This is a genomic window from Pseudarthrobacter sp. NS4 (assembly GCF_024758005.1).
GTDB lineage: Bacteria > Actinomycetota > Actinomycetes > Actinomycetales > Micrococcaceae > Arthrobacter.
Genome location: NZ_CP103288.1, coordinates 1624466 through 1644706, shown reverse-complemented (window position 1 = coordinate 1644706; position 20241 = coordinate 1624466). Strand labels below are relative to the sequence as shown.

General features: G+C 65.4%; 22 protein-coding genes. 5 read left to right on the top strand and 17 right to left on the bottom strand.

The features are described from left to right. A complete protein-coding gene (locus NXY83_RS07715) occupies positions 1–450 on the bottom strand; it encodes a (deoxy)nucleoside triphosphate pyrophosphohydrolase (protein WP_258805495.1) in 450 nt (149 codons plus the stop codon). 160 nt (positions 451–610) lie between these two features. On the opposite strand from NXY83_RS07715, the gene NXY83_RS07710 reads away from it, so the two are divergent. Then, entirely contained in the window at positions 611–1819 is a 1209-nt protein-coding gene (locus NXY83_RS07710) for an MFS transporter (RefSeq protein WP_258805494.1), read from the top strand. 250 nt (positions 1820–2069) lie between these two features. After that, the gene (locus tag NXY83_RS07705) at positions 2070–2345 is read left to right on the top strand and encodes a GlsB/YeaQ/YmgE family stress response membrane protein (protein WP_258805493.1); all 276 of its coding nucleotides are present in this window, start codon (positions 2070–2072) and stop codon (positions 2343–2345) included. An 85-nt stretch (positions 2346–2430) separates the two neighbouring features. Here the strand turns inward: NXY83_RS07705 and NXY83_RS07700 are convergent, their stop codons facing one another. The 4 genes from NXY83_RS07700 to infC all read right to left on the bottom strand — a co-directional run bounded on the left by NXY83_RS07700 (position 2431) and on the right by infC (position 5254). Next, positions 2431–3342, bottom strand: a complete 912-nt coding sequence (locus tag NXY83_RS07700) for a TrmH family RNA methyltransferase (protein WP_258805491.1) — start codon at positions 3340–3342, stop codon at positions 2431–2433. Between the two features lie 65 nt (positions 3343–3407). After that, positions 3408–3794 carry a 50S ribosomal protein L20 gene (gene rplT, locus NXY83_RS07695; protein WP_102976206.1) on the bottom strand — a complete coding sequence of 129 codons (387 nt, stop codon included), beginning with the start codon at positions 3792–3794 and terminating at the stop codon, positions 3408–3410. A gap of 118 nt (positions 3795–3912) precedes the next feature. Then, entirely contained in the window at positions 3913–4107 is a 195-nt protein-coding gene (gene rpmI / locus NXY83_RS07690) for a 50S ribosomal protein L35 (protein WP_009358635.1), read from the bottom strand. A 118-nt stretch (positions 4108–4225) separates the two neighbouring features. Beyond that, positions 4226–5254 carry a translation initiation factor IF-3 gene (gene infC / locus NXY83_RS07685; protein ID WP_258805490.1) on the bottom strand — a complete coding sequence of 343 codons (1029 nt, stop codon included), beginning with the start codon at positions 5252–5254 and terminating at the stop codon, positions 4226–4228. Positions 5255–5643: 389 nt separating this feature from the next. Here infC and NXY83_RS07680 point away from each other — a divergent pair, with 389 nt between their 5' ends. Continuing rightward, the gene (locus tag NXY83_RS07680; RefSeq protein WP_258805489.1) at positions 5644–6030 is read left to right on the top strand and encodes a DUF1844 domain-containing protein; all 387 of its coding nucleotides are present in this window, start codon (positions 5644–5646) and stop codon (positions 6028–6030) included. Between the two features lie 141 nt (positions 6031–6171). On the opposite strand, the gene NXY83_RS07675 is transcribed toward NXY83_RS07680, so the two are convergent. From NXY83_RS07675 to NXY83_RS07640, 8 genes are all read right to left on the bottom strand, one after another. After that, positions 6172–7461 (bottom strand): MFS transporter, encoded by a 1290-nt coding sequence (locus NXY83_RS07675; RefSeq protein WP_258805488.1) that lies wholly within the window; start codon positions 7459–7461, stop codon positions 6172–6174. Between the two features lie 56 nt (positions 7462–7517). After that, a complete protein-coding gene (locus NXY83_RS07670) occupies positions 7518–8399 on the bottom strand; it encodes an SseB family protein (protein WP_258805487.1) in 882 nt (293 codons plus the stop codon). Positions 8400–8429: 30 nt separating this feature from the next. Then, complete coding sequence (priA, locus tag NXY83_RS07665) at positions 8430–9176, bottom strand: bifunctional 1-(5-phosphoribosyl)-5-((5-phosphoribosylamino)methylideneamino)imidazole-4-carboxamide isomerase/phosphoribosylanthranilate isomerase PriA (protein WP_258805486.1); 747 nt, start codon at positions 9174–9176, stop codon at positions 8430–8432. Positions 9177–9218: 42 nt separating this feature from the next. Beyond that, positions 9219–9359 carry a hypothetical protein gene (locus NXY83_RS07660; protein WP_258806412.1) on the bottom strand — a complete coding sequence of 47 codons (141 nt, stop codon included), beginning with the start codon at positions 9357–9359 and terminating at the stop codon, positions 9219–9221. 18 nt (positions 9360–9377) lie between these two features. Further along, positions 9378–10187, bottom strand: a complete 810-nt coding sequence (gene hisH / locus NXY83_RS07655) for an imidazole glycerol phosphate synthase subunit HisH (RefSeq protein ID WP_258805484.1) — start codon at positions 10185–10187, stop codon at positions 9378–9380. Next, positions 10184–10810 carry an imidazoleglycerol-phosphate dehydratase HisB gene (gene hisB / locus NXY83_RS07650; protein ID WP_258805483.1) on the bottom strand — a complete coding sequence of 209 codons (627 nt, stop codon included), beginning with the start codon at positions 10808–10810 and terminating at the stop codon, positions 10184–10186. The genes hisH and hisB overlap by 4 nt, the downstream gene beginning before the upstream one ends. Positions 10811–10876: 66 nt before the next feature. Then, complete coding sequence (locus NXY83_RS07645; protein ID WP_258805482.1) at positions 10877–11995, bottom strand: histidinol-phosphate transaminase; 1119 nt, start codon at positions 11993–11995, stop codon at positions 10877–10879. 82 nt (positions 11996–12077) lie between these two features. Then, positions 12078–12416, bottom strand: coding sequence for a LysM peptidoglycan-binding domain-containing protein (locus tag NXY83_RS07640; RefSeq protein ID WP_258806103.1), 339 nt, complete (start codon positions 12414–12416; stop codon positions 12078–12080). 449 nt (positions 12417–12865) lie between these two features. Between NXY83_RS07640 and lexA the strand changes: the two genes are divergently transcribed. After that, a complete protein-coding gene (lexA, locus tag NXY83_RS07635; protein ID WP_258805481.1) occupies positions 12866–13603 on the top strand; it encodes a transcriptional repressor LexA in 738 nt (245 codons plus the stop codon). Positions 13604–13684: 81 nt separating this feature from the next. Here the strand turns inward: lexA and NXY83_RS07630 are convergent, their stop codons facing one another. Both NXY83_RS07630 and hflX read right to left on the bottom strand, forming a co-directional pair. Continuing rightward, positions 13685–15742, bottom strand: coding sequence for an ATP-dependent DNA helicase (locus tag NXY83_RS07630; RefSeq protein ID WP_258805480.1), 2058 nt, complete (start codon positions 15740–15742; stop codon positions 13685–13687). Continuing rightward, a complete protein-coding gene (hflX, locus tag NXY83_RS07625; protein ID WP_258805479.1) occupies positions 15735–17312 on the bottom strand; it encodes a GTPase HflX in 1578 nt (525 codons plus the stop codon). Before hflX ends, NXY83_RS07630 begins: the two co-directional genes overlap by 8 nt. A gap of 446 nt (positions 17313–17758) precedes the next feature. Here hflX and NXY83_RS07620 point away from each other — a divergent pair, with 446 nt between their 5' ends. After that, the gene (locus NXY83_RS07620; protein WP_258805478.1) at positions 17759–18382 is read left to right on the top strand and encodes a class I SAM-dependent methyltransferase; all 624 of its coding nucleotides are present in this window, start codon (positions 17759–17761) and stop codon (positions 18380–18382) included. Here the strand turns inward: NXY83_RS07620 and dapF are convergent. After that, the gene (gene dapF, locus NXY83_RS07615) at positions 18354–19298 is read right to left on the bottom strand and encodes a diaminopimelate epimerase (protein ID WP_258805477.1); all 945 of its coding nucleotides are present in this window, start codon (positions 19296–19298) and stop codon (positions 18354–18356) included. The genes NXY83_RS07620 and dapF overlap by 29 nt on opposite strands. A gap of 43 nt (positions 19299–19341) precedes the next feature. Further along, positions 19342–20238 carry a tRNA (adenosine(37)-N6)-dimethylallyltransferase MiaA gene (gene miaA, locus NXY83_RS07610; RefSeq protein ID WP_258805476.1) on the bottom strand — a complete coding sequence of 299 codons (897 nt, stop codon included), beginning with the start codon at positions 20236–20238 and terminating at the stop codon, positions 19342–19344. Between the last annotated feature and the right edge of the window lie 3 nt (positions 20239–20241).

The following is a 20241-nucleotide window of genomic DNA, read 5'->3' as shown; positions in this document are numbered from 1 at the left end:
CTAGCTGAATGCCGGTCCGGCAGGGACGGCCAGCGTTGTCAGCAGCGCCCGGACAATCGGGAAATCCGCAGGAATCCAGGGCAGCCCAAGGACCGCGTCCGGGTCCGCCAGCGGCACCCAGCGCAGTTCATCGTGGTCCTCCAAAGGCCGGGGCTGGCCGCGGATGATTTCCGCAAACCAGACCCGCATGGACGCCCGTTCGTTCAGCGGCCACCCGTCGGCGTTTTCAGCGGGAAGTTCCGGGCCCAGTCGGACAGTGATGCCCAGTTCCTCGAACAGTTCCCGGGTCAGGGCCGCTTCCGGGTCCTCGCCGGGCTCCACCTTGCCGCCGGGAAACTCCCACAGGCCCGCCAGTTTCTCGGGCGCACTGCGCCTCGCCACCAGCAGCATGGCCGGTTCCGTCAAGTTGTCCACTACGGCGCCGCCCACCACCTGAATCAGTCCAGTCACCGCTTTATTCTATGGGGGACAATGGATGCACCCGGGTACTTGACCCAATGCCGGGAATACTCCTCCGGCTGTGATGGTTTCCCATCAGGGTTCCAGCCCGTCCGCCCCGCTGCCGTGGCAACAGTCCTTCCCCACCAGTAATTCTTCGAAAAGCAGGCTTATGAGCAGCGCCCTCCAAACGTCCACGGCTACCCCCGCCACGTCCCACAACCTGGCGATGGCCATCGTCTCTCTTGCGATGGGTGGTGTGGGCATCGGCGTCACCGAGTTCACCATGATGGGCCTGCTGAAGGAGGTGGAGCAGGGCCTCGGAATCACCACCCCGGAAGCGGGGCACCTTATTTCCGCCTACGCACTGGGCGTGGTGGTGGGAGCCCCGTTGCTGGCCGCGGTTGGCGCGAAACTCCCCCGCAAGCACCTGGCGCTCGGACTCATGCTGTTCTTCACCGTGGCCAACCTGACATCGTTCATCGCCCCCGACTATGGGACCATGCTGGTTTCGCGATTTGCCGCCGGGCTGCCGCACGGGGCGTTTTTCGGGGTCGCAGCGGTCATCGCCGCATCCCTGGTTCCGCCCACGAAGCGCGGCTGGGCCATCTCGATGGTGATGGCCGGGCTGAGCATCTCCAACGTTATTGGTGTCCCGTTCGCTACCTGGCTGGGCCAGGCGTACGGCTGGCGGCTGCTGTTTGTCCTGGTGGGCATGATCGGGCTGCTGACGCTGGCACTGGTGTGGCGGTTTGTCCCCTTCCAGCAGGCCCACCCCGATGCGAGCATTGTCCGGGAACTGGGCGCTCTCAAACGGCTGCAGGTGTGGCTTGCCATCCTGATCGGCGTGGTGGGCTTCGGCGGCTTCTTCGCCACCTACACGTACATCGCCCACACCATGACGCTGGTGGCGGGGATCCCGTCGTCGCTGATTCCCGTGGTGGTTGCCCTCTACGGGCTGGGCATGGTGGCGGGCAACATCGTGGGCGGCCGGATGGCTGACAAGTCGGTCATGGGAACCCTCTACAAGGTGCTGCCGGCCATAGCAGTGGCTTTGGTGGTCTACGCCGTGGCGGTGCAATGGCCATGGTCGGCCTTTGTCATGGTGTTCGTGGTGGGCGCTGCCGGGTCCATGCTGATTCCCGCGCTGCAGACCAGGCTGCTCGACGCCTCCCCCGAGGCACCCTCCCTGGCTTCGTCCCTGAACCACGCTGCGCTGAACGTCGCAAATGCGCTCGGGGCCTTCCTGGGCGGACTCGTCATCGCGCTGGGCTGGGGCTACGTGGCCCCGGCGCTGGTGGGTGCCGTCCTGGCCGTCCTTGGCTTCGGCGTCGCCATCATCAGCGGCGCCCTGGAACGCAAAAAGCCGCTGACCGCCTGATTCCCCTTCGGGGCAGGCGGCCAGCGGTCTTCAGGCTGTGGCTTCGTGACCATTTCGTGTCCTGAACCCTGCTCAGACGGAGTCCGTCGGTTTATGGCCTGTCAGGCCTGGTTCCGCCCAGTGGATACGTATTCACGCGGAGCCAAGCGTGCATCAGCACTCCTGCCGTAAGCCTGCTGACATCAAGGTGCCGTTATGTTAGCTTGAGGCTCATCGGGCATTAAATCCCGGTAACCAAAAAGGAGGAGACATGGGTTTTCTTGCTTGGATTATTCTGGGCCTCATTGTAGGGGCCATCGTTAAGGCGGTCATGCCTGGACGGGTTGGCGGCGGTTGGGTCACCAGCCTTGTTCTGGGCGTGGTGGGTGCCATCGTTGGCGGCTGGATCGGAAGCCTCGTGTTCAACAGGGGCGATCTTGCCTTCTTCGACCTTGGCACCTGGATTCTCGCTATAGTCGGCGGACTGGTAGTTGCCGGCATCTACGGAGCCATCACCGGACGCGGAAAGGCCACCCGCGCACCCTGATGTTCCGTCGACTGATACACAACAGGCCCCGGGTAATCCGGGGCCTTTATTTGTGCCGCCAAAGCACTCGCGGAAGCTCAGCGTTTTAGTTGGGGATGCCGGCAGTCGTGTGCTGCGACCGTGCACTGGCATAGAGGCAAACAGTAGCGGCGGTACCCAGGTTAAGGCTTTCGGCTGCCCCATAGACGGGGACCGCCACCCTGTGGTCTGCCAGCGCAAGCTCGTCCTGAGAGAGCCCCTGGGCCTCGTTGCCGAACAGCCAGGCGGTGGGAGCTGCCAGGTCGTAGGCCGGCTCCGGACCGGTACCGGTCAGCCGGCGCCGCGCGTTCTCGTCCTGCAGCGCATCGAGGTTCAGCTGTCCGTAACCGTCAGCCGCCAGGATGCCGATCCCCCGGGCCTTGCAGGCTGCCACGAGTTCGGCAACGCCGGCACCCAGCACAACCGGCAGGTGGAACAGGGAACCCGCCGTGGAACGCACGGCCTTGGGGTTGTAGATGTCCACGCTGGAGGAAGTAAGGACCACGGCGTCGGCCCCCGCCGAGTCAGCCGCCCGGAGCACTGTGCCGGCGTTCCCGGGGTCCCGGACCTGGCAGAGCACGGCGATCAGGCTGGGTCCGGCGTCGAGCACTTCCTCCAGGGAAACGTCAACAAACCGGCACACGGCGATGATGCCCTGCGGGTTGACCGTGTCCGCCATGGCTGCAAGGACCTCGTCGGTGGCCAGCCGGGCACTGGTGCCCTCGGCAAGCTCCTCGAACTCGGGAAACCGGTCAAGGCAGGCTTCGCTGGCAAATAATTCAGTGACCAGGCCGGGAGCCCCCGAGGCGAGGCGCTCCTGGTGGAGTTTCAGTGCTTCACGCACGGCCTGGGGCCCCTCCGCGAGGAACTGTCCACGCTTTAAACGGGCCGGGCGCCCTGCAAGTTTTGCCACGTCCCTGACCCGATCAGCTCGGGGGTTGGAGAGTGGAGAATCTTGCGGGCGCCCGGTTTCGTTCATATAAGAACTGTAGTGGCTGGTGCCACCCGTTCCTGAACCGTCCCTGTGCGGTTAACCGACAGTTGTCAGGCGACAGCCTTCTTGGCGGAGGTGTCAGCAGGCAGGGAGTCTTTGGCAACCTGGACCAGCGCAGCGAAAGCGTTGGCGTCGGAGACGGCCAGCTCAGCCAGCATGCGGCGGTCAACCTCAACCTCAGCGGCCTTCAGGCCCTGGATGAGGCGGTTGTAGGTCAGGCCGTTGGCGCGGGACGCAGCGTTGATGCGCTGGATCCACAGGCGGCGGAAGTCGCCCTTCTTCTTCTTGCGGTCGCCGTAGCTGTACACAAACGAGTGCAGCAGCTGCTCTTTGGCCTTGCGGTACAGGCGTGAACGCTGTCCACGGTAGCCCTTTGCGCGTTCAAGGATAACCCGGCGCTTCTTGTGGGCGTTGACCGCCCTCTTCACACGTGCCACGTGCGTACTCCTTCGAAAATCTGATCCCAAGCATCTACTGCCGGTTTCCCGGCGGCCTGAGAAGGCTGTTTGGCAGGTGACTGACAACCAGGTGGCTATCAGTCAAAGAACTTGGAAATTAGATGCCGAGCATCTTCCGGATGACCTTGGCGTCGCCCTTGAAGACGATCTTGTCGCCGGCGAGGCGACGGGTCAGGCGGGAGGACTTGTGCTCCAGGTAGTGGCGGCGGTTGGCCTGCTGGCGGCGCAGCTTGCCGCTGCCGGTCAGCTTGAAGCGCTTCTTAGCACCACTGTGGGTCTTCATCTTCGGCATGGGGACCGATCTCCTTACGTATCCGCAGGCTATGCCTGCAGCTCTATCGCGCAGCCGCCCCTGCGGGCGGCTTGCTGGTTGCTGACTGCCGGAGGACGGCGCCTCCGGCAGCTGTGGACTAAGTGGTCTTCTTACCGGCCGGTTTCGGCACTGCCTTGGGGGCAGGACGGGCGGCGGGCTTCGGCGCAGCAGGCCTGGCCACCGGCTTCGGCGGAGCAGGAACCGCTGCCGGCTTCGGAGCCGCAGCTGCCGGGGCAGCTTCGGGCTTCTCGGCCGAGGCAGGCTTGGGAGCCGGCGCGGCAGCCTTGGGGGCTGCCTGCTTCGGCGCTCCCTGCTTGGGAGCCGCCTGCTTCGGCGCTTCCTGCTTGGGAGCCGCCTGCTTCGGCGCTTCCTGCTTGGGAGCCGCCTGCTTCGGCGCTTCCTGCTTGGGAGCTTCCGCTACCTTAGCGGGTGCTTCGGCCACGGCAGTCTCGACGGCGGGTGCCGGCGTCTGCTCAGGTGCTTCGGTTTCCGGCTCGGTGGTGATGGCGAACCCCTCCGGGAGCAGGTCCGCCAGTGACTGCGTCAGCGGTGCCTGGTCGTCGCCGGAGACGTCGACACGGCCGGATGCCTTGGCTTCGTTCTGCGCCTTGGCTTCAGCGCGCTGGGTCGCACGTCGGGCTTCAGCTTTGGCTTCAGCTTTGTTCTTCAGCGGGCCAACAACCATGACCATGTTGCGGCCGTCAATGCGGGGGCTGGACTCAACCACTCCAACTTCGGCGACGTCGTCGGCAAAGCGCTGGAGCAGGCGGATGCCCATTTCCGGACGCTGCTGCTCACGGCCGCGGAACTGGATCATGGCCTTGACCTTGTCCCCGGCCCCGAGGAAGCGCAGTGCATGGCCGCGCTTGGTCTCGTAGTCGTGGGTGTCAATCTTCAGGCGGAACCGGATTTCCTTCAGAACTGTGTTCGTCTGGTTCTTCCGTGCTTCGCGTGCCTTGACCGCGGCCTCGTACTTGTACTTGCCGAAGTCCATCAGCTTGCACACCGGAGGCTTCGCCTGAGGTGCAACTTCAACGAGATCAAGGTCGGACTCGGCAGCCAGACGGAGGGCATCATCAATACGGACGATGCCTACCTGTTCACCTGCAGGGCCGACCAGCCGCACCTCGGGGACGCGGATACGCTCATTGATTCTTGGCTCGCTAATGTTAAAGCTCCTGTTTTTGTTGTGGAATCCGGCAAATAGAGAAGGCCCCCAACTGCCGGAGCAATCGAAGGCCTCTGAAAGGTCGGTAATGCCCGTCCCAAGAAAGGACAGCATGCAGGGTTCCGGCGGATGCCGGTTCCATGCCCAACCAGGTACCCGGCAACCTTGCGCCCCGGAAACGTTCAAGGAGAACGCCGGAACAGCGGCTGACGCGGGTGGGAGAGAACTCCGCTTGCAAACTGAATGCAATTCTACAGAAAAAATTCCCGTCAACGCAGCGAAGCGCCGGTGGGAACCTGGTTCTCTGAAATAACGACATCCAGTTGGTCTGTGTCAAGCTTACCAGTATGAGCACCCCAGACAGTAATTCGTACGTTTTCGAGCCCGCCGATGCCGGCGCCGACGTCTCCCGGGAGATCCGGGACATTTCCGAGGTACCGGCCATCGAGGTCATCACCACCGCCGCTGTCCACCTCATGAGCGCCGCCGCCGTGAAGCTTGGTCTTGCCGCTGAAGACAACGCTGAGGAACTGAAGGACCTGGATGAGGCCCGGAAACTGATCACTGCCCTGGCAGGCCTGGTGACTGCCGCCGCCCCCGAGATTGGTTCCCAGCATGCAGGGCCCTTGCGTGACGGCCTGCGTTCGCTTCAGCTTGCGTTCCGCGAAGGGTCCCTCATCCCGGATGCCCCGGGCAAGGGTCCGGGCGAGAAGTACACCGGAGCCGTCAACTGATATCAGCTTTCTCCTGCCGGCACCTGACGCCGGGCGACTGATTCCAAGGCAAAGCCCGGGACCAGAACGCGACGGCGGGCCGACCTTCACAGGTCGGCCCGCCGTCGTCGTTCCCAGGCCTGTTCGTGCCGGAAGCGGTGCTTAGGCCGCCACCCTGCCGCGGCGGCGCTGGAGAACCGGACCGACAAGGCACAGGGCAACGCCGGCAACACCTACTGAGACGAACCCGCCGGACGGACCCGTACCGTCAATGAAGACTCCCGCAAGCGGTGCGCCCAGCGCAACGCCCGCTGTGAGCGCCGAGCCATACCAGCCCATGGCTTCGCCGCGGCGTTCTTCCGATACCAGGTCCGCCACCTTTTCGGATGCTGAGGACAGCACCGGAGCGCACAAAAGTCCGGGCAGGAGCGAGAGCAGGGCAAGTGTCCAGGTGTCGGTGGCGAACCCCATCGGGATGGTCAGGGCGGCCATGCCGAGGAGCAGGACAATCGGCGGGACGGGCCGGTGCATTGCGCCGTAAATCAGGCCACCCACCACAGACGCGGCGCACCAGAAAAGGAAGACAATGCCGATTTCGCTCTGCCGTCCGCCGGTTTCGAGGGCTGCGACGATACCGACGTCCGTGCCGCTAAGGACCATTCCGGCGCCCGCGGCCACGGCAAAGAGCGCACCCACCGTGGCGGTGAACCAGGCGAAGTTCCGGGCTACCTTACTGCGGATCCCGGCCGGGGCTGTGGCCCCTGCCGGCACCAGTTCGGCTGCTGCCTCCTGAAGGTGGGCCGGGGCGGACGACACCACGGCGGCTTCGGCGGCATGGCGCTGGTCGGCGGCACTCTCCCGGCTCTGCCCAGGGCTCCGGGTGGGCGGATTGAACCAGATCAGGAAGAGCCCGGCCAGCGACGTCGAGACGCCCACCACGGTCAGGCCCTGCGTGGTGAAGCCGCTCGTGGCGACCACGGCGCCCGCGGCAGGACCGATCATGAACACTATTTCGGTGGTGATGGCATCGAGGGCGAAGGCGGTACGCCGCTGGTCGCCGTCCGCCAGCACCCCCAGCGACTGCCGCACCACGCTGAAGATGGGCAGGGTGAGCAGGCCGCCCACGAACACCAGCGGAAGGAGCCACTGGTAGGACACGTGCGGAACGATCGACCAGATCACCGTCTCGGAGATGACCGAAGGAATCAGGGCCCTGCGCAGCCCGGCGGTATCCACGCGCCTGCCGCGCCAGGGGGCGCCAAGCGCAATACCAATGGTCATAACGGCGGCCGCGGCCCCGGCTGCGGCATATCCCTGCCCAAGGGTCAGGACAATGTGGAGGGTCAGCAGCACTCCGGCGGCTGAGTGCGGGATACGGGCAACCATGCCCACAAGCAGCAGGCGCCGGATGGGCTGGACGGCAAGCAACTCCCGGTAGAGAGCGAAATTCACGAGGTGGTCCTTACGTCTGCCGCAGCGGACCGGGGATCACCCCGCCTGGCTGCCGGCTACTGTGCTGCGCGCCGCAACTTGATCTCGATTGAGTCGACCCGCTCCCCAAACAATACATTCCGTGACCACTCGGCCTGGAGTCCCGCCACCAGGTGCTGAACGCCGTCCGCATCCAGCCCGTCCTCAATGTAGAGCACCACCTGCAGCTCGGGTCCGGGTCCGCCACCGGAAAGGGCAGCCCCGTCGGCGGTGCGGGTTGCCACTCCCCTGCCCGGCAGCAGCTCGATCCGGCGGACAGCGGGAAAATCCGCCGCTGCCCGTCCCATTTCAGCTGCCAGCTCCCCGTCCAAGTACGAAGGGATCCAGTCCTGTTGCTGCGCAAGGGCCCACACACCAGGCCGGCGGACCACGAAGGTGACGTCGGCTCCCGGGTCAAGGACCAGGAGCTCGGCGCCCTCGGCCACCGCGGACAGGGCCGCGCGGGCCGCATACACGGCTACCGGCCGGGCCTCCGGATGCCAGCGGGACAGCGCCTCTGCCGAGGTGAACACGGGCAGTGCGGTCCTGCCGTCGGCGGCCTTGAGGGTGACCAAAGCCATGTCCGCCTGCTTGTCCGAGTGCAGCCCGTGGGCTGATTCCCCTTCCTCGGCAAGCTGGGCCACGATGGGAATGAAGACGCGGGCGGTGGCCAGCGATCCAATCACCGCCGCCTCCCCGGCCGTTCCCTCCCGGAGTGCCGCTACCGCGGCGATGTAGCGGGCGTCGGCCGTTCCGTCGTCATCCTCGAAGTTGTGGACCTTGGCGTCGTCACCGGCGAGGCTGCGGCCTGCCCAGGGCTGGCCGGCCGAGTCTGTTGCCCCGCCCGCCCCTGCCAGCGCGGCCGCAATGTGGCCCGGAAGGTGGCGTGGCGAGGGGGCGCCTGGTTCTTTACTGGCCATTCCGCAGCTGTTCCTCTGGGTGCTGCCGGCCTAGCGGCGGCCGGCGACGTCGAGGGCTTCCGGCAGCGTGAACGCTCCGGCGTACAGGGCCTTGCCAACGATTGCGCCCTCAACGCCGAGGGGAACCAGCGAACGCAGGACCTTCAGGTCGTCCAGGCTGGAAATTCCGCCGGAGGCCACCACTGGCTTGCCCGTCTTCTCCACCATCTGGCGCAGAAGTTCGACATTGGGGCCCTGGAGGGTGCCGTCCTTGGTGACGTCCGTGACGACGTACCGGGAGCAGCCGGCCTCTTCGAGGCGTCCCAGGACCTCCCAGAGGTCTCCACCTTCCTTGGTCCAGCCGCGGCCCGCGAGGGTGGTTCCGCGTACGTCCAGGCCGACGGCGATCCTGTCACCGAAGCGGTCTATGGCCCGGCGCGTCCAGTCAGGATTTTCCAGTGCCGCGGTTCCCAGGTTTACCCGGGCGATGCCGAGGTCCAGGGCAGCTTCGAGGGTTTCATCGTCCCGGAGGCCTCCGGAGAGTTCCACCTTGATGTCCAGCCGGCCCACCACTTCGCGGAGCAGTTCGGCGTTGGAGCCCCGCCCGAAGGCCGCATCCAGGTCCACCAGGTGCACCCATTCGGCGCCCTGCTCCTGCCAGTTCAGGGCTGCCTCCAGCGGGGTGCCGTAGCTCGTCTCACTGCCCGCTTCACCCTGGACCAGCCGTACAGCCTGCCCGTTCACGACGTCGACGGCGGGCAGCAGTTCAAGAACCGGCAGATCGTATGCGGTAGTCATCTTCATCCTCAAAGTTGGGTGCGGGAAGTTTCCGGCTTCCGGTCAGTTGGCCGGCAGCGTCAGCAGGTAGGCGGCAAGCAGTGCCATGCCGGCCAGGACGTAAAACGATATTTGGGTCCACAGAGGCTTGTGCTGCTGCCGGAAGGACAAGGCCCCGCCCACCAGCAGGCCGGCGATGCCCATTAGGACAACGGTCCACATCTAGGCGTTGCCGCCTGCCGGTTCCGCAGTGTCACCAGGGAGCCGGCCGCCAGAGACCCGGCCAGTAGCTTCGCCTTCGGAAACCTGGTCTCCGGAGGAGGGGCGGCGCAGGGCTTCCACCCAGTTCCGCAATAACCGGGAACCGGCGTCGCCGGATTTTTCCGGGTGGAACTGCGTGGCGCAGAGCGGCCCGTTCTCGACGGCCGCGATGAAGGGGGCGCCGTGCTCGGACCAGGTGACAAGGGGAGCTGCCATCCGGGGCTGGATGACGTCGAAATTCCATTCCTGCACGCCGTAGGAGTGCACGAAGTAGAACCGCTCGTTTTCGACACCGGCAAAGAGCCTGGAGCCCTCCGGCGCCTTCACCGTGTTCCAACCCATGTGCGGCACCACGTCCGCGGGCAACAGCTCGACTTTCCCCGGCCATTCCCCGATGCCTTCGGCCTCCGTGCCGTGCTCGACGCCGGCCTCGAAAAGCACCTGAAGGCCAACGCAGATGCCAAGTACCGGGCGGCCGCCGGCAACCCGCCTGCCGATAAGGCGGATGCCGTCCACGGCCTTGAGTTCGCGCATGACCGTTTCGAAGGCACCGACGCCCGGAACCACCAGGCCGTCAGCGTTGAGGACATCCTCAGGCTTCGCGCTCAGGATGACCTCTGCACCGGCCCTCTCCAGGGCGCGGACGGCCGACCTGACGTTTCCCGAGCCGTAGTCCAGTACGGTGACCGTTGGCTTTCCCTCGGGTGAGGACAGCTTCCGGGAAGCGGACGGATCGATGATGGCACCGTCCTTCAGGACCTGGCCGCTCACAGCGCGCCCTTGGTGGAAGGGATGCCTTCAACCCGGGGGTCGGGCTCCACGGCAGCGCGAAGGGCACGGGCGAAAGCCTTGAACTGGGCTTCCACAATGTGGTGCGGGTCGCGGCCCGCGATGACGTTCATGTGCAGGCATATCCCTGCATGCAGGGTTATGGCTTCGAAGACATGCCGGGTCAGGGAGCCGGTGAAGTGGCCGCCAATGAGGTGGTATTCCTGGCCGGCCGGTTCGCCGCCGTGGACCAGGTAGGGCCGTCCTGACACGTCAACGACGGCGTGGGCCAGCGCCTCGTCCAGGGGAACCGTGGCTTCTCCGAACCGCCGGATCCCGGCCTTGTTCCCGAGCGCGCTACGCAGCACCTCCCCGAAGGTGATGGCGACGTCCTCTACGGTGTGGTGGACATCGATGTGGATGTCGCCGGTGGCCTTCACTGTCATGTCGATGAGCGAGTGCTTGCAGAGCGCCGTCAACATGTGGTCGTAGAACGGCACGGAGGTGTCGATGTCCGAGATGCCGGTACCGTCGAGGTTGATCTCCACGAGCACGGACGACTCACTGGTGGCACGCTCCATGCGCGCAGTCCTGGCCGCGGCCGCGTTCGATCCGGTGGAACTCATGGTCAGGTGTCCTTTATAGGGAGAAGGTTTGATTCAAGGGGGCGTCCAGCACCCGGTACTTCAAGTCTAGGCCGGAAGGGCGGCCTGGCTTGCCAGGATGCTTTCCAGCGACGTGAGGAAGGCTGTGGTTTCGCTCTCAGTGCCGGCGGTGACGCGGAGGTGGCCGGGGATTCCAACATCCCGGATCAGCACACCGGCGTCCAGCAACTCCTGCCAGACCTGATGCGGGTTCTCCAGCCCTCCAAAGAAGACATAGTTGGAGTCCGATGCAGCAGGCTTGAGGCCCATCCGGGTCAGCTCGGAGACGATGCGGTCGCGCTGCTTCTTGATGTCCTCAACGTCCGCCATTAGGGCCTCACGGTGCTGCAGGGCTGCGAGGGCCGTGGCCTGCGTGATGGCGGACAAGTGGTAGGGCAGGCGCACCAGCCGCAGCGCGTCGGCAACTGCCGGCGCTGCGGCCATATAGCCGAGACGGGCACCGGCGAGGGCGAAGGCTTTGCTCATGGTCCTCGAGACGATAAGCCGCTCCCGGCCGGGCAGGAGGGTCAGCGCGCTGGACGTGCCGTCATGGGCGAACTCGTGGTAGGCCTCATCAACAATGACGATGGTTTGGCTTTCTTCGCCGGCCTCATAAACAGCCTCCACAACATCCAGCCCGAGGCCGGTGCCGGTGGGGTTGTTCGGCGAGCAGAGGAAAACAATGTTGGGCTGCAGTTCCTTGACCTGGCGGGCAGCAGATTCCGCACTGAGGCCGTAGCCATCCGCACGTTCACCCGTGATGTATTCGGTGTCGGTGCCGCTCGCGAGCAGTGGGTACATGGAGTACGTCGGCGGGAAGCCCAGCGCCGTACGCCCTGGACCGCCGAAGGCCTGCAGGATCTGCTGGAGCACTTCGTTGGAACCATTGGCGGCCCACACGTTGGTCTCATCCAGCCCGTGCCCCAGGTACTCCGCCAACGCCTTCCGAAGCTCGGTGAATTCCCGGTCCGGATAGCGGTTGAGTCCGGCGGCGGCCTCTGAGACCGCCGCGCTGATGGCAGCACGTACATCCGCCGGAACACCATGGGTGTTTTCGTTGACGTTGAGGAGGATGGGAACATCCAGCTGGGGCGCCCCATAGGGGGTCAGCCCGCGGAGGTTGCTGCGGAGGGGAAGCCGGTTCAGACGCTCAAGCTGGTCGTTCACCTGAACAGTTTAGTGGCCGTTCCGGAGACCGGAAAATGTGACGGCCCATGTTCGCGCTGAGCGTGCATCCGGCTGGCGGCTGTCAGCGGGTGGGGACGAACAACTGCTGTCCGGGGAGTACTGCCCCGGCCGGAAGGTTGTTGAGCTGGACGATGTCGGCAACCACGTCGCGGGCGTCCCGCCCGGGGTCGACGGTACCGGCGATGGCCCACAGCGACTCCCCGGGCTGGACGGTCACTGTGACGGTGGGAGTCACCAGCAGTTCCCCCGGCGAATCGGAAGCCTTCGCAGGCGAGTTGAAGAAACCCGCCAGGGACAGCAGCAGGGCGGCAAGCAGCACCAGCGGGATCCCGATCAGGACGATCTTGCCCCTGCGGGTAAGGCGCAACGGCGGCCGGGGCGCCGGCCGGTTCATGGACATCGGCCTGGACGGGGCGGCGGGCTGGCGGGACGTGCGCTGATGGGACGTGGGCTGATGGGGAAGAACGCGCTGGCCGTTGGCCTGTGAAGCGGATATAGCTGACATGGACTGAGCCCTCCTGGACCGTACTGTGCTGCCGACTGTGATGCCCGACTTTGCTGCTTCTATGTCCCGCTCCCCGGCCCGACGCCGGCATTCCGTTTTCGTATTCGAATGGCGGAAGCTTGAGTAGAACATATATTCGAACTCTGCTGCTTCAGTTTTAGCACCTATCAACGAACAATGTCGAGACTCGCTAGAACAAATGTTTGAAAAAGCAGTGTGGCTGGCCTAGTTTTGAAGGAAAGAACAACCACCCTTGTAGTTGATCAGCAGGGTCTGACAATGAGGGCAGCTCACCCAGTCCGGCGCATCCCTAAGCCCGGTGCAACCGAAAGGCATTGGCGAACATGGCAGCAGCAGCCACCGGGGGCAGGGCAGCCTCGCAGCCGAAGAAGGCCGCCAAGGGTCTTACCCCGCGGCAGAAGAAAATCCTCGAAACCATCCAGCGGTCGGTCAACGACAACGGGTACCCGCCGTCCATGCGCGAGATCGGCGATATCGTGGGGCTCGCCAGCCTTTCGAGCGTGACGCACCAGCTTTCACAACTGGAAAAACTGGGCTATCTCCGCCGGGACCCAAAGCGGCCGCGCGCCATGGAGGTGCTGATGCCCCTCACCCTGGACGGCGGCGGGGCAAATTCACCCAGCCAGCCGACGGCTGCGCTGGCCCCCGGCACTATGGCAACAGTCACCGAGTTGCCTACGGCCCTGGATACGGCCATGGTTCCCCTGGTGGGCCGCATCGCTGCCGGCGGCCCCATCCTTGCGGACCAGCTGGTGGAGGATGTCATGCCGCTCCCCCGGCAACTGGTGGGTCAGGGCGAGCTCTTTATGCTCAGGGTGGCAGGCGATTCCATGGTGGACGCCGCCATCTGCGACGGCGACTGGGTGGTGGTCCGGCGCCAGGCGGACGCCGCCAACGGCGACATCGTAGCCGCGCTCCTGGATGACGAAGCCACTGTCAAGACCTTCCGCCAGCGGGACGGCCACACTTGGTTGCTCCCGCAGAACACGCAGTACGAACCCATCCTTGGCGACCATGCCACCATCATGGGCAAAGTGGTCTCGGTCCTGCGCTCCCTCTAGGAACTGTAGAAGCCGGGCCTCCAACATCCGGCGCTTCCAAGAGACGGCACCTTCCCGATGGCAGGGAAACGGTGCCGTCTTTCAGTTGGTCTCCCGGGCCAGCCTTTCAAGGGCCGCCACTGCCGTCTTCCGGTCCGTGGTGGCCCAGAACGGCGGCAGGGCGCCCCGCAGGAAACCTGCATAACGCTCGGTGGCCAGGCGGGAATCCAGCACTGCAACTACTCCCTTATCGCCGGTGGACCGGATAAGCCGTCCGGCTCCCTGGGCCAGCCGGATCGCGGCGTGCGTTGCGGAGACCGACATGAAGCCATTTCCACCTGCTTGGGCCACGGCCCGCGACCGCGCTGTCATCAGGGGGTCGTCCGGCCGGGGGAACGGAATCCGGTCGATGACCACCAGCCTGCAGGATCCGCCCGGAACATCCACTCCCTGCCAGAGGGACATGGTGCCGAAAAGGCATGTGTCGGGCTCGTCGGCGAACTGTTTCACGAGCGCCGTCATGGTGGAGTCGCCCTGGCATAGGACGGTCATGCCCAGCTTGGGGCGCAGGGCTTCAGCCGCTTCTTCGGCGGCCCGCCTGGAGGAGAACAGGCACAGCGCGCCGCCGCCCGATGCGCGGATGAGTGCTTCCAGTTCAGCCAGCGACTCAGGGGACGCACCGCGGCCCGGTTTGGGCAGGTGTCCGGCCACGTACAGGATGCCCTGTTTCGGATAGTCGAAGGGTGACCCCACGTCGACGCCGGTCCAGCTGGGAGCACCGTCGCCCACCAGGCCAAGCCCGCCGGCAGCCGGTTCGAAAGCGGAGCCGATGGCCAGCGTGGCAGACGTCAAAACCACGGTGTGGCCGGCGAACAGACCCTCACGCAGCTTTCCGGCCACAGACAGCGGTGCAATGTTAATCAGGACGGGCGCAGATTCATCCGGCTGCGAATACCCCTGGGCAGGGTCAAACGGGCTGGCGCGTGAAAACCACACCACTTCCCGGTTCTCCCGGGCAGCCAGCAGCCGTTCGCAAAGTTCCAGGATGAGCATCAGCCGGGACCGGGCAAGCTGCCTTCCGCCGTCGGCTGTGGTGCTGCTGTCCCCCTTGGAATCGGACAGCGCCGCCCGGCAGGCCTCGCGCAGCTGGTCGATGCAGTCCAGCTGTTCATCATTCAACCCGTTGGGAAGCAGCCCGTTCGGCACCCCTGCGAGGGCGGTCTCGAGGTTGGCGGCGGCGGCGTTCAGGGCGTCCACAGTGATGGCGGTATGCTTCCGCGCGCCGGAAGCCGCCGCATGGACCATGGCCACGGAGAGCTGGCCGGACACTGCGCCCGTGACCCTGTCCTGGAGCTCGTGGGCTTCGTCCACCACCACCACGTCATACTCAGGCAGGACCGCCAGCCCCTCGAACGCACTGACTGCCAGCATGGCGTGGTTGGTAACGACGACATCAGCTTCTGCCGCGTCCCGGCGTGCGAGCTCGCTGAAGCATTCCTCAGCCATCGGGCACTTCTGGGCACCCAGGCATTCCATGGACGTCACCGAAACCTGCCGCCAGGCGCGGTCCGTTACGCCGGGAAGGAGTTCGTCGCGGTCACCGGTTGCGGTCTTTTCCGCCCACTCGCGCAGGCGCACCACTTCTTTTCCGAGCTGAGATGCGGGGCCGCCGACCGTTGCGGCGAAGTGGGGAACGCTGGTGTCCTCCCCCAGCGAGAACAGCTGGCCCTCTGCGGGCTCTTCCGAGGGGAACCCGCCTTCCAGCTTGTGCCGGCAGACATAGTTTGACCGGCCCTTCACCAAGGCCACCTTGACGGGCCGGTCAAGGGCAGGCGTGATGGCCTTCAGGAGCCGGGGCAGGTCCCTGCCCACGATCTGAGTCTGCAGTGCCAGCGTTGCCGTGGAAACCAGGGCGGGCTTATTGCTCTCCAGGGCATGCGCGATAAGGGGTATCAGGTAAGCCAGGGACTTTCCGGTACCGGTTCCTGCCTGGACGAGGAGGTGATTGCCTGTTTCGATGGCCCGTGCAACCTGTTTGGCCATGTCGTGCTGCCCCGCGCGGCTCTGGCCGCCCATCGCGGCCACAGCCCGGTCGAGCAGTTCGATCACGAACTGCTCGCCGGCCGTGTCCGTGGCTTCGCCGGCCACGAGGTCAGTCATTGCTGACGAATGAATCCAGTTCGGCCGCGAGGCCTTCCCGCACCATCACCACCGCACGGGTACCCGCCTCGACATGCTCCACGCTGATGATTTCGGCGTCGGACTCGTGCAGCTTGCTGATCAGGTCGCCACGGTCGTACGGGATGAGAAGCTGCAGCTTGACGCTTGGCCGTGGAATGGCATCACTGATCGCTTTGAGCAGCTCCGCGATACCTTCACCGGTCCGTGCCGACACCACAACGTGGCGGTGCTCGCGCTGCTTCAGCCGTTCCACCACGAAGGGATCAGCAGCGTCGGCCTTGTTCAGCACAATGATCTCGGGAACCTTGCGGGCGTCCACTTCACTGAAGACCTTGCGGACTGCAGCGATCTGGCCTTCGGGGTCCGGGTGCGAAGCATCCACAACGTGCAGGATCAGGTCGGCGTCCGCAACCTCCTCCAGGGTGGAGCGGAAAGCCTCCACCAGCTGGGTGGGCAGGGAACGGACAAAGCCCACGGTGTCGGCCAGGGTGTACCCCAGGCCGTCGGCCGTTTCAGCCTTGCGGACTGTGGGGTCCAGCGTGGCGAACAGGGCGTTCTCCACCAGCACGCCGGCGTCCGTCAGCCGGTTCAGCAGGGAGGACTTGCCGGCATTGGTGTACCCGGCAATGGCCACGGACGGAACGGCATTACGACGGCGGTTGGCGCGTTTGGTTTCGCGGGCGGGCTTCATCGCGGCGATTTCGCGCCGCAGCTTGGCCATGCGTGTACGGATCCGCCGGCGGTCCAGTTCGATCTTTGTCTCACCGGGACCACGGGAGCCCATGCCGGCAGCGGCGCTGCCCACCTGGCCACCGGCCTGGCGCGACATCGACTCACCCCAGCCACGAAGGCGGGGAAGAAGGTATTCGAGCTGTGCCAGCTCAACCTGGGCTTTGCCCTCGCGGCTCTTGGCGTGCTGGGCGAAGATGTCCAGGATCAGTGCGGTGCGGTCGATGACCTTGACCTTGACGATGTCTTCAAGCCCACGCCGCTGCGACGGGGCGAGTTCCGCATCCACCACAACCGTGTCCGCGCCGGTGGACATCACGATGTCCTTGAGCTCAAGTGCCTTTCCGGAGCCCAGGAACGTCCCGGGGTCCGGCTTGGCCCGGCGCTGCACCATGCCGTCGAGGACCTCGGAGCCTGCCGTCTCTGCGAGGGCAGCAAGCTCGCGCAGCGAGTTTTCAGCGTCGGCGAGGGTTCCCTCGGACCAGAGCCCGGCGAGGACCACGCGCTCAAGGCGGAGTTGGCGGTATTCGACCTCGGTGACGTCTTCCAGTTCGGTGGAAAGACCTGCCGTGCGGCGCAGCGCGCGGCGTTCCTCGAGGTCCTGCTGGTCGCCGTCGTAGGTGGTGTGCTCTTCGTCCAGGCGGGAAATCGCTTGGGCCTTGCCCAGCAGCTTTCCGTCTCCGCGCTCTTCGCCGCGGGGCGTGCTGAGGTTTTTGGCCGGTACGTCCTTGGAGAGAATCCGGTCGATAACAGCCTGGATTTGCTCAGGGCTCATATCCTGTGCGGCTGAATCGGATCCGGTGTTGGGCTGGCTGGTCATGGTCTCCTTTGAAGGTTCGGCATTTCCAGAATAGTGCCGATTGCTGGTCTGTGGGGAAGTATTCGCGCTGGGCTGACGGCCTGCGGTCATGCAGTTCTCCTGGGATGTTCTGCGCTGCCGGCCGGTATGCGGGGGCAGCGGATGAGCCGCATCAGGGATGGGCGGCGGAAAGGAACCTGCCGGAAAAGGCGGGAAGACCAGCGGGAAGCTGACTTTCGAGTATTGTCCGGCGGCCGGAGCAAACGGCTATGCGTCTGGTCCGGTGCACAAGCGGAAGGTCGGAAACCTGCGTCGCTGTGGGACGGGCTGTCGCGGTGGGGACAGCACTCGGGACGGGCAGGGCCCGTGCCGACTACTCGAAGATCAGGAACATGCCTTTCAGATTAGCAGAAGCCACTCCTGCCCGGTTTCCCATTACGCTGCAAGGGGAACTACTCTGGCCAGTTATGGAGTCCGCACACTATTTCAGCGCATCACCTGCCGGCCCCTTTACCCGCAAGCCCCTTACGGTGGAACTGGCCGGTGAAACGCGCAGGCTGCAGACCTCCAGCGGAATCTTCAGCCCGGACGGGATCGACAAGGGAACAGCGGTGCTCCTGGCCGAGGTCCCGGCACCTGCCCCCACCGGAAACCTGCTGGACATCGGCTGCGGCTGGGGCCCGATTGCGCTCACCATGGCCCTGCGCGCGCCGCATGCACAGGTCTATGCCGTGGACGTCAACGAACGCTGCATTGCCCTGACCAACGAAAACGCCGCGGCGCTTGGGCTGTCCAATGTTGTTGCCAGCACACCCGAGGCAGTGGATCCGGACGTGCGCTTCGACACTATCTGGTCAAATCCGCCCATCAGGATCGGCAAGGATGAACTGCACTCACTGCTGAAGATGTGGCTGCCGCGGCTGGCCCCCGGCGGAGCGGCCTGGCTGGTGGTCCAGAAGAACCTGGGATCAGACTCCCTTCAGCGCTGGCTGGCAACCGAACTGGACGATAGTTTCAGCGTGACCCGCGAATCCACATCAAAGTCCTTCCGCATCCTGAAGGTCAGGAAAGCGTCCCGGTTGCCACAATAACGGCCGGGCCGCTCAGCTCTACGTGCTCATGCCCGGCGGGGCCGGCGAAGAACTTAACGCCCACCACGCCTCCGGGGACGTGGACCCGCCACGAGTCAGGCGCCTCCGCGCCCGCCCAGTGGCGGATGGCGACGGCGGCGGCACATGCTCCCGTTCCGCAGGACTGGGTCTCCCCCACGCCCCGTTCGTGGACCCGCATGGTCACCGATCCGATGCCGTCGTGGACGAGTGGCTCTGACGGTACAACGAACTCCACGTTGGTGCCGTTGGCCGGGACCGGCTCGACGCTCGGCGCAATGAAAAGCCGGGTCGCCGCCAGTTCCGACAACTCAGCCAGGGCAACGACCGTGTGCGGGTTGCCCATGCTGACGGACAGTGCAGGCCGGGGAACTTCCAGCCCCTCGGCAGTCACCAGCGAATCCATGGCCTTAGCCGTTGCCTCGCCCGGAAAAATAAACTCCCAAGGGCCCATGTCAACTGCGTAGTCATCGCCCGTCCGGACCACTGTCTTGGCCCCGGCCCGCGTGCCGATGGTGAGGGCGCCGCCGTCGGGAAGCTCAATGAGTCCCTCTGACCGGAGGAAGTGGACGAACACCCGGACGCCGTTGCCGCACATCTCCGCTACCGAACCATCGCCGTTCCGGTAGTCCATGAACCACTCTGCCCCGGGGATGGTGGCCAGCAGCTCACGGCCTTCCGGAAGCAAACGCGAGGGGACGGCGCGGATGAGGCCGTCTCCGCCAATACCGCGGTGCCGGTCGCACAGGGCTGCAACCTGGTCAGCGGCGATGGTGTGAATGCCTTCGGGATCCGCGACCAGGACAAAGTCGTTGCCTGTGCCGTGCCCCTTCGAGAAGCGGAGTCCGCCCAGCGTGCGGAAGGCGGGCTCGGTAGTCTCTGCCAGGGTTGCATCCATGGTTCCAAGGGTACCGGCCGCGCCGGGCGGGCTGGAAACCCCGCTAGCGGCAGAGCTTCGCAGCCCGGTCAACGAGCTGCGGGTCCTGCCAGTCCAGCCAGCCAATACGGGGGTCGGCGCGGAACCAGGTGAGCTGGCGCCGTGCGAACTGGCGGGTAGCCACAATCGTGTCATCGGCCGCCTGTGCCACGGTCGCTGTGCCGTCGATCACCTGCAGGAACTGGGAGTAGCCGAGCGCCCGGGGTGCTGTCTTTCCCTGGCGCAGCCCTTGGGCGTCCAGCTGCCGGACTTCGGTCAGCAAACCCTTGTCCACCATTGCATGGACCCGTTGGGCCAGGCGTTCCCGGAGGACCTCACGGTCCACTGCGAGGCCGATCTGCACTGCAGGCTGGAGGTACTCCCGCTGGGGCATGAAGGAGCTGAAGGGGCGGCCGGTGAGCTGGTGGACCTCCAGCGCACGGATAATCCGCCGGTCATCGGACAGCCGGCCGGCCGAAACAGGGTCAACCGCCTGGAGCCGTGCCAGCAGCGCGGAGGTACCCTGTGCCGCCAGTTCGGCCTCCAATTGCCGGCGCAGGTCAGGATCGGTCCCCGGGAATTCCAGGACATCAAGCGCAGCCCGCACGTAGAGTCCCGACCCGCCCGCCAGGATGGCGCGTTTTCCACGGGCATGGATATCTTCGATGAGCTTCCGTGCCTGCTCCTGGAAATCTGAAACGCTTGCTTCCTGCGTCACGTCCAGGATGTCCAGGAGGTGGTGCGGCACTCCCCTGCGTTCGGCCATGGTGATTTTTGCTGTGCCGATGTCCATGCCGCGGTAGAACTGCATGGCATCGGCGTTGATCACCTCGCCGTCCAGCTCAAGGGCAAGGCTGACGGCCAGGTCCGACTTGCCGGAACCAGTGGGGCCGACGACGGCGATGACTGGCGGCGTGCCCACCGG

Bases quoted from the DNA above. Each gene is read 5' to 3' on its own strand.
- hisB (WP_258805483.1), bottom strand. From the start codon at position 10,810: ATGAGTTCCACCGGATCGAACGCGGCCGCGGCCAGGACTGCGCGCATG.
- NXY83_RS07660 (WP_258806412.1), bottom strand. From the start codon at position 9,359: ATGGGCATCGCCGGCCTGCTGGTGGGCGGGGCCTTGTCCTTCCGGCAG.
- NXY83_RS07710 (WP_258805494.1), top strand. From the start codon at position 611: ATGAGCAGCGCCCTCCAAACGTCCACGGCTACCCCCGCCACGTCCCAC.
- NXY83_RS07630 (WP_258805480.1), bottom strand. From the start codon at position 15,742: ATGACTGACCTCGTGGCCGGCGAAGCCACGGACACGGCCGGCGAGCAG.
- dapF (WP_258805477.1), bottom strand. From the start codon at position 19,298: ATGGATGCAACCCTGGCAGAGACTACCGAGCCCGCCTTCCGCACGCTG.
- hflX (WP_258805479.1), bottom strand. From the start codon at position 17,312: ATGACCAGCCAGCCCAACACCGGATCCGATTCAGCCGCACAGGATATG.
- NXY83_RS07640 (WP_258806103.1), bottom strand. From the start codon at position 12,416: ATGTCCATGAACCGGCCGGCGCCCCGGCCGCCGTTGCGCCTTACCCGC.
- lexA (WP_258805481.1), top strand. From the start codon at position 12,866: ATGGCAGCAGCAGCCACCGGGGGCAGGGCAGCCTCGCAGCCGAAGAAG.
- NXY83_RS07620 (WP_258805478.1), top strand. From the start codon at position 17,759: ATGGAGTCCGCACACTATTTCAGCGCATCACCTGCCGGCCCCTTTACC.
- priA (WP_258805486.1), bottom strand. From the start codon at position 9,176: ATGACTACCGCATACGATCTGCCGGTTCTTGAACTGCTGCCCGCCGTC.
- NXY83_RS07670 (WP_258805487.1), bottom strand. From the start codon at position 8,399: ATGGCCAGTAAAGAACCAGGCGCCCCCTCGCCACGCCACCTTCCGGGC.
- rpmI (WP_009358635.1), bottom strand. From the start codon at position 4,107: ATGCCGAAGATGAAGACCCACAGTGGTGCTAAGAAGCGCTTCAAGCTG.
- NXY83_RS07680 (WP_258805489.1), top strand. From the start codon at position 5,644: ATGAGCACCCCAGACAGTAATTCGTACGTTTTCGAGCCCGCCGATGCC.
- NXY83_RS07700 (WP_258805491.1), bottom strand. From the start codon at position 3,342: ATGAACGAAACCGGGCGCCCGCAAGATTCTCCACTCTCCAACCCCCGA.
- NXY83_RS07705 (WP_258805493.1), top strand. From the start codon at position 2,070: ATGGGTTTTCTTGCTTGGATTATTCTGGGCCTCATTGTAGGGGCCATC.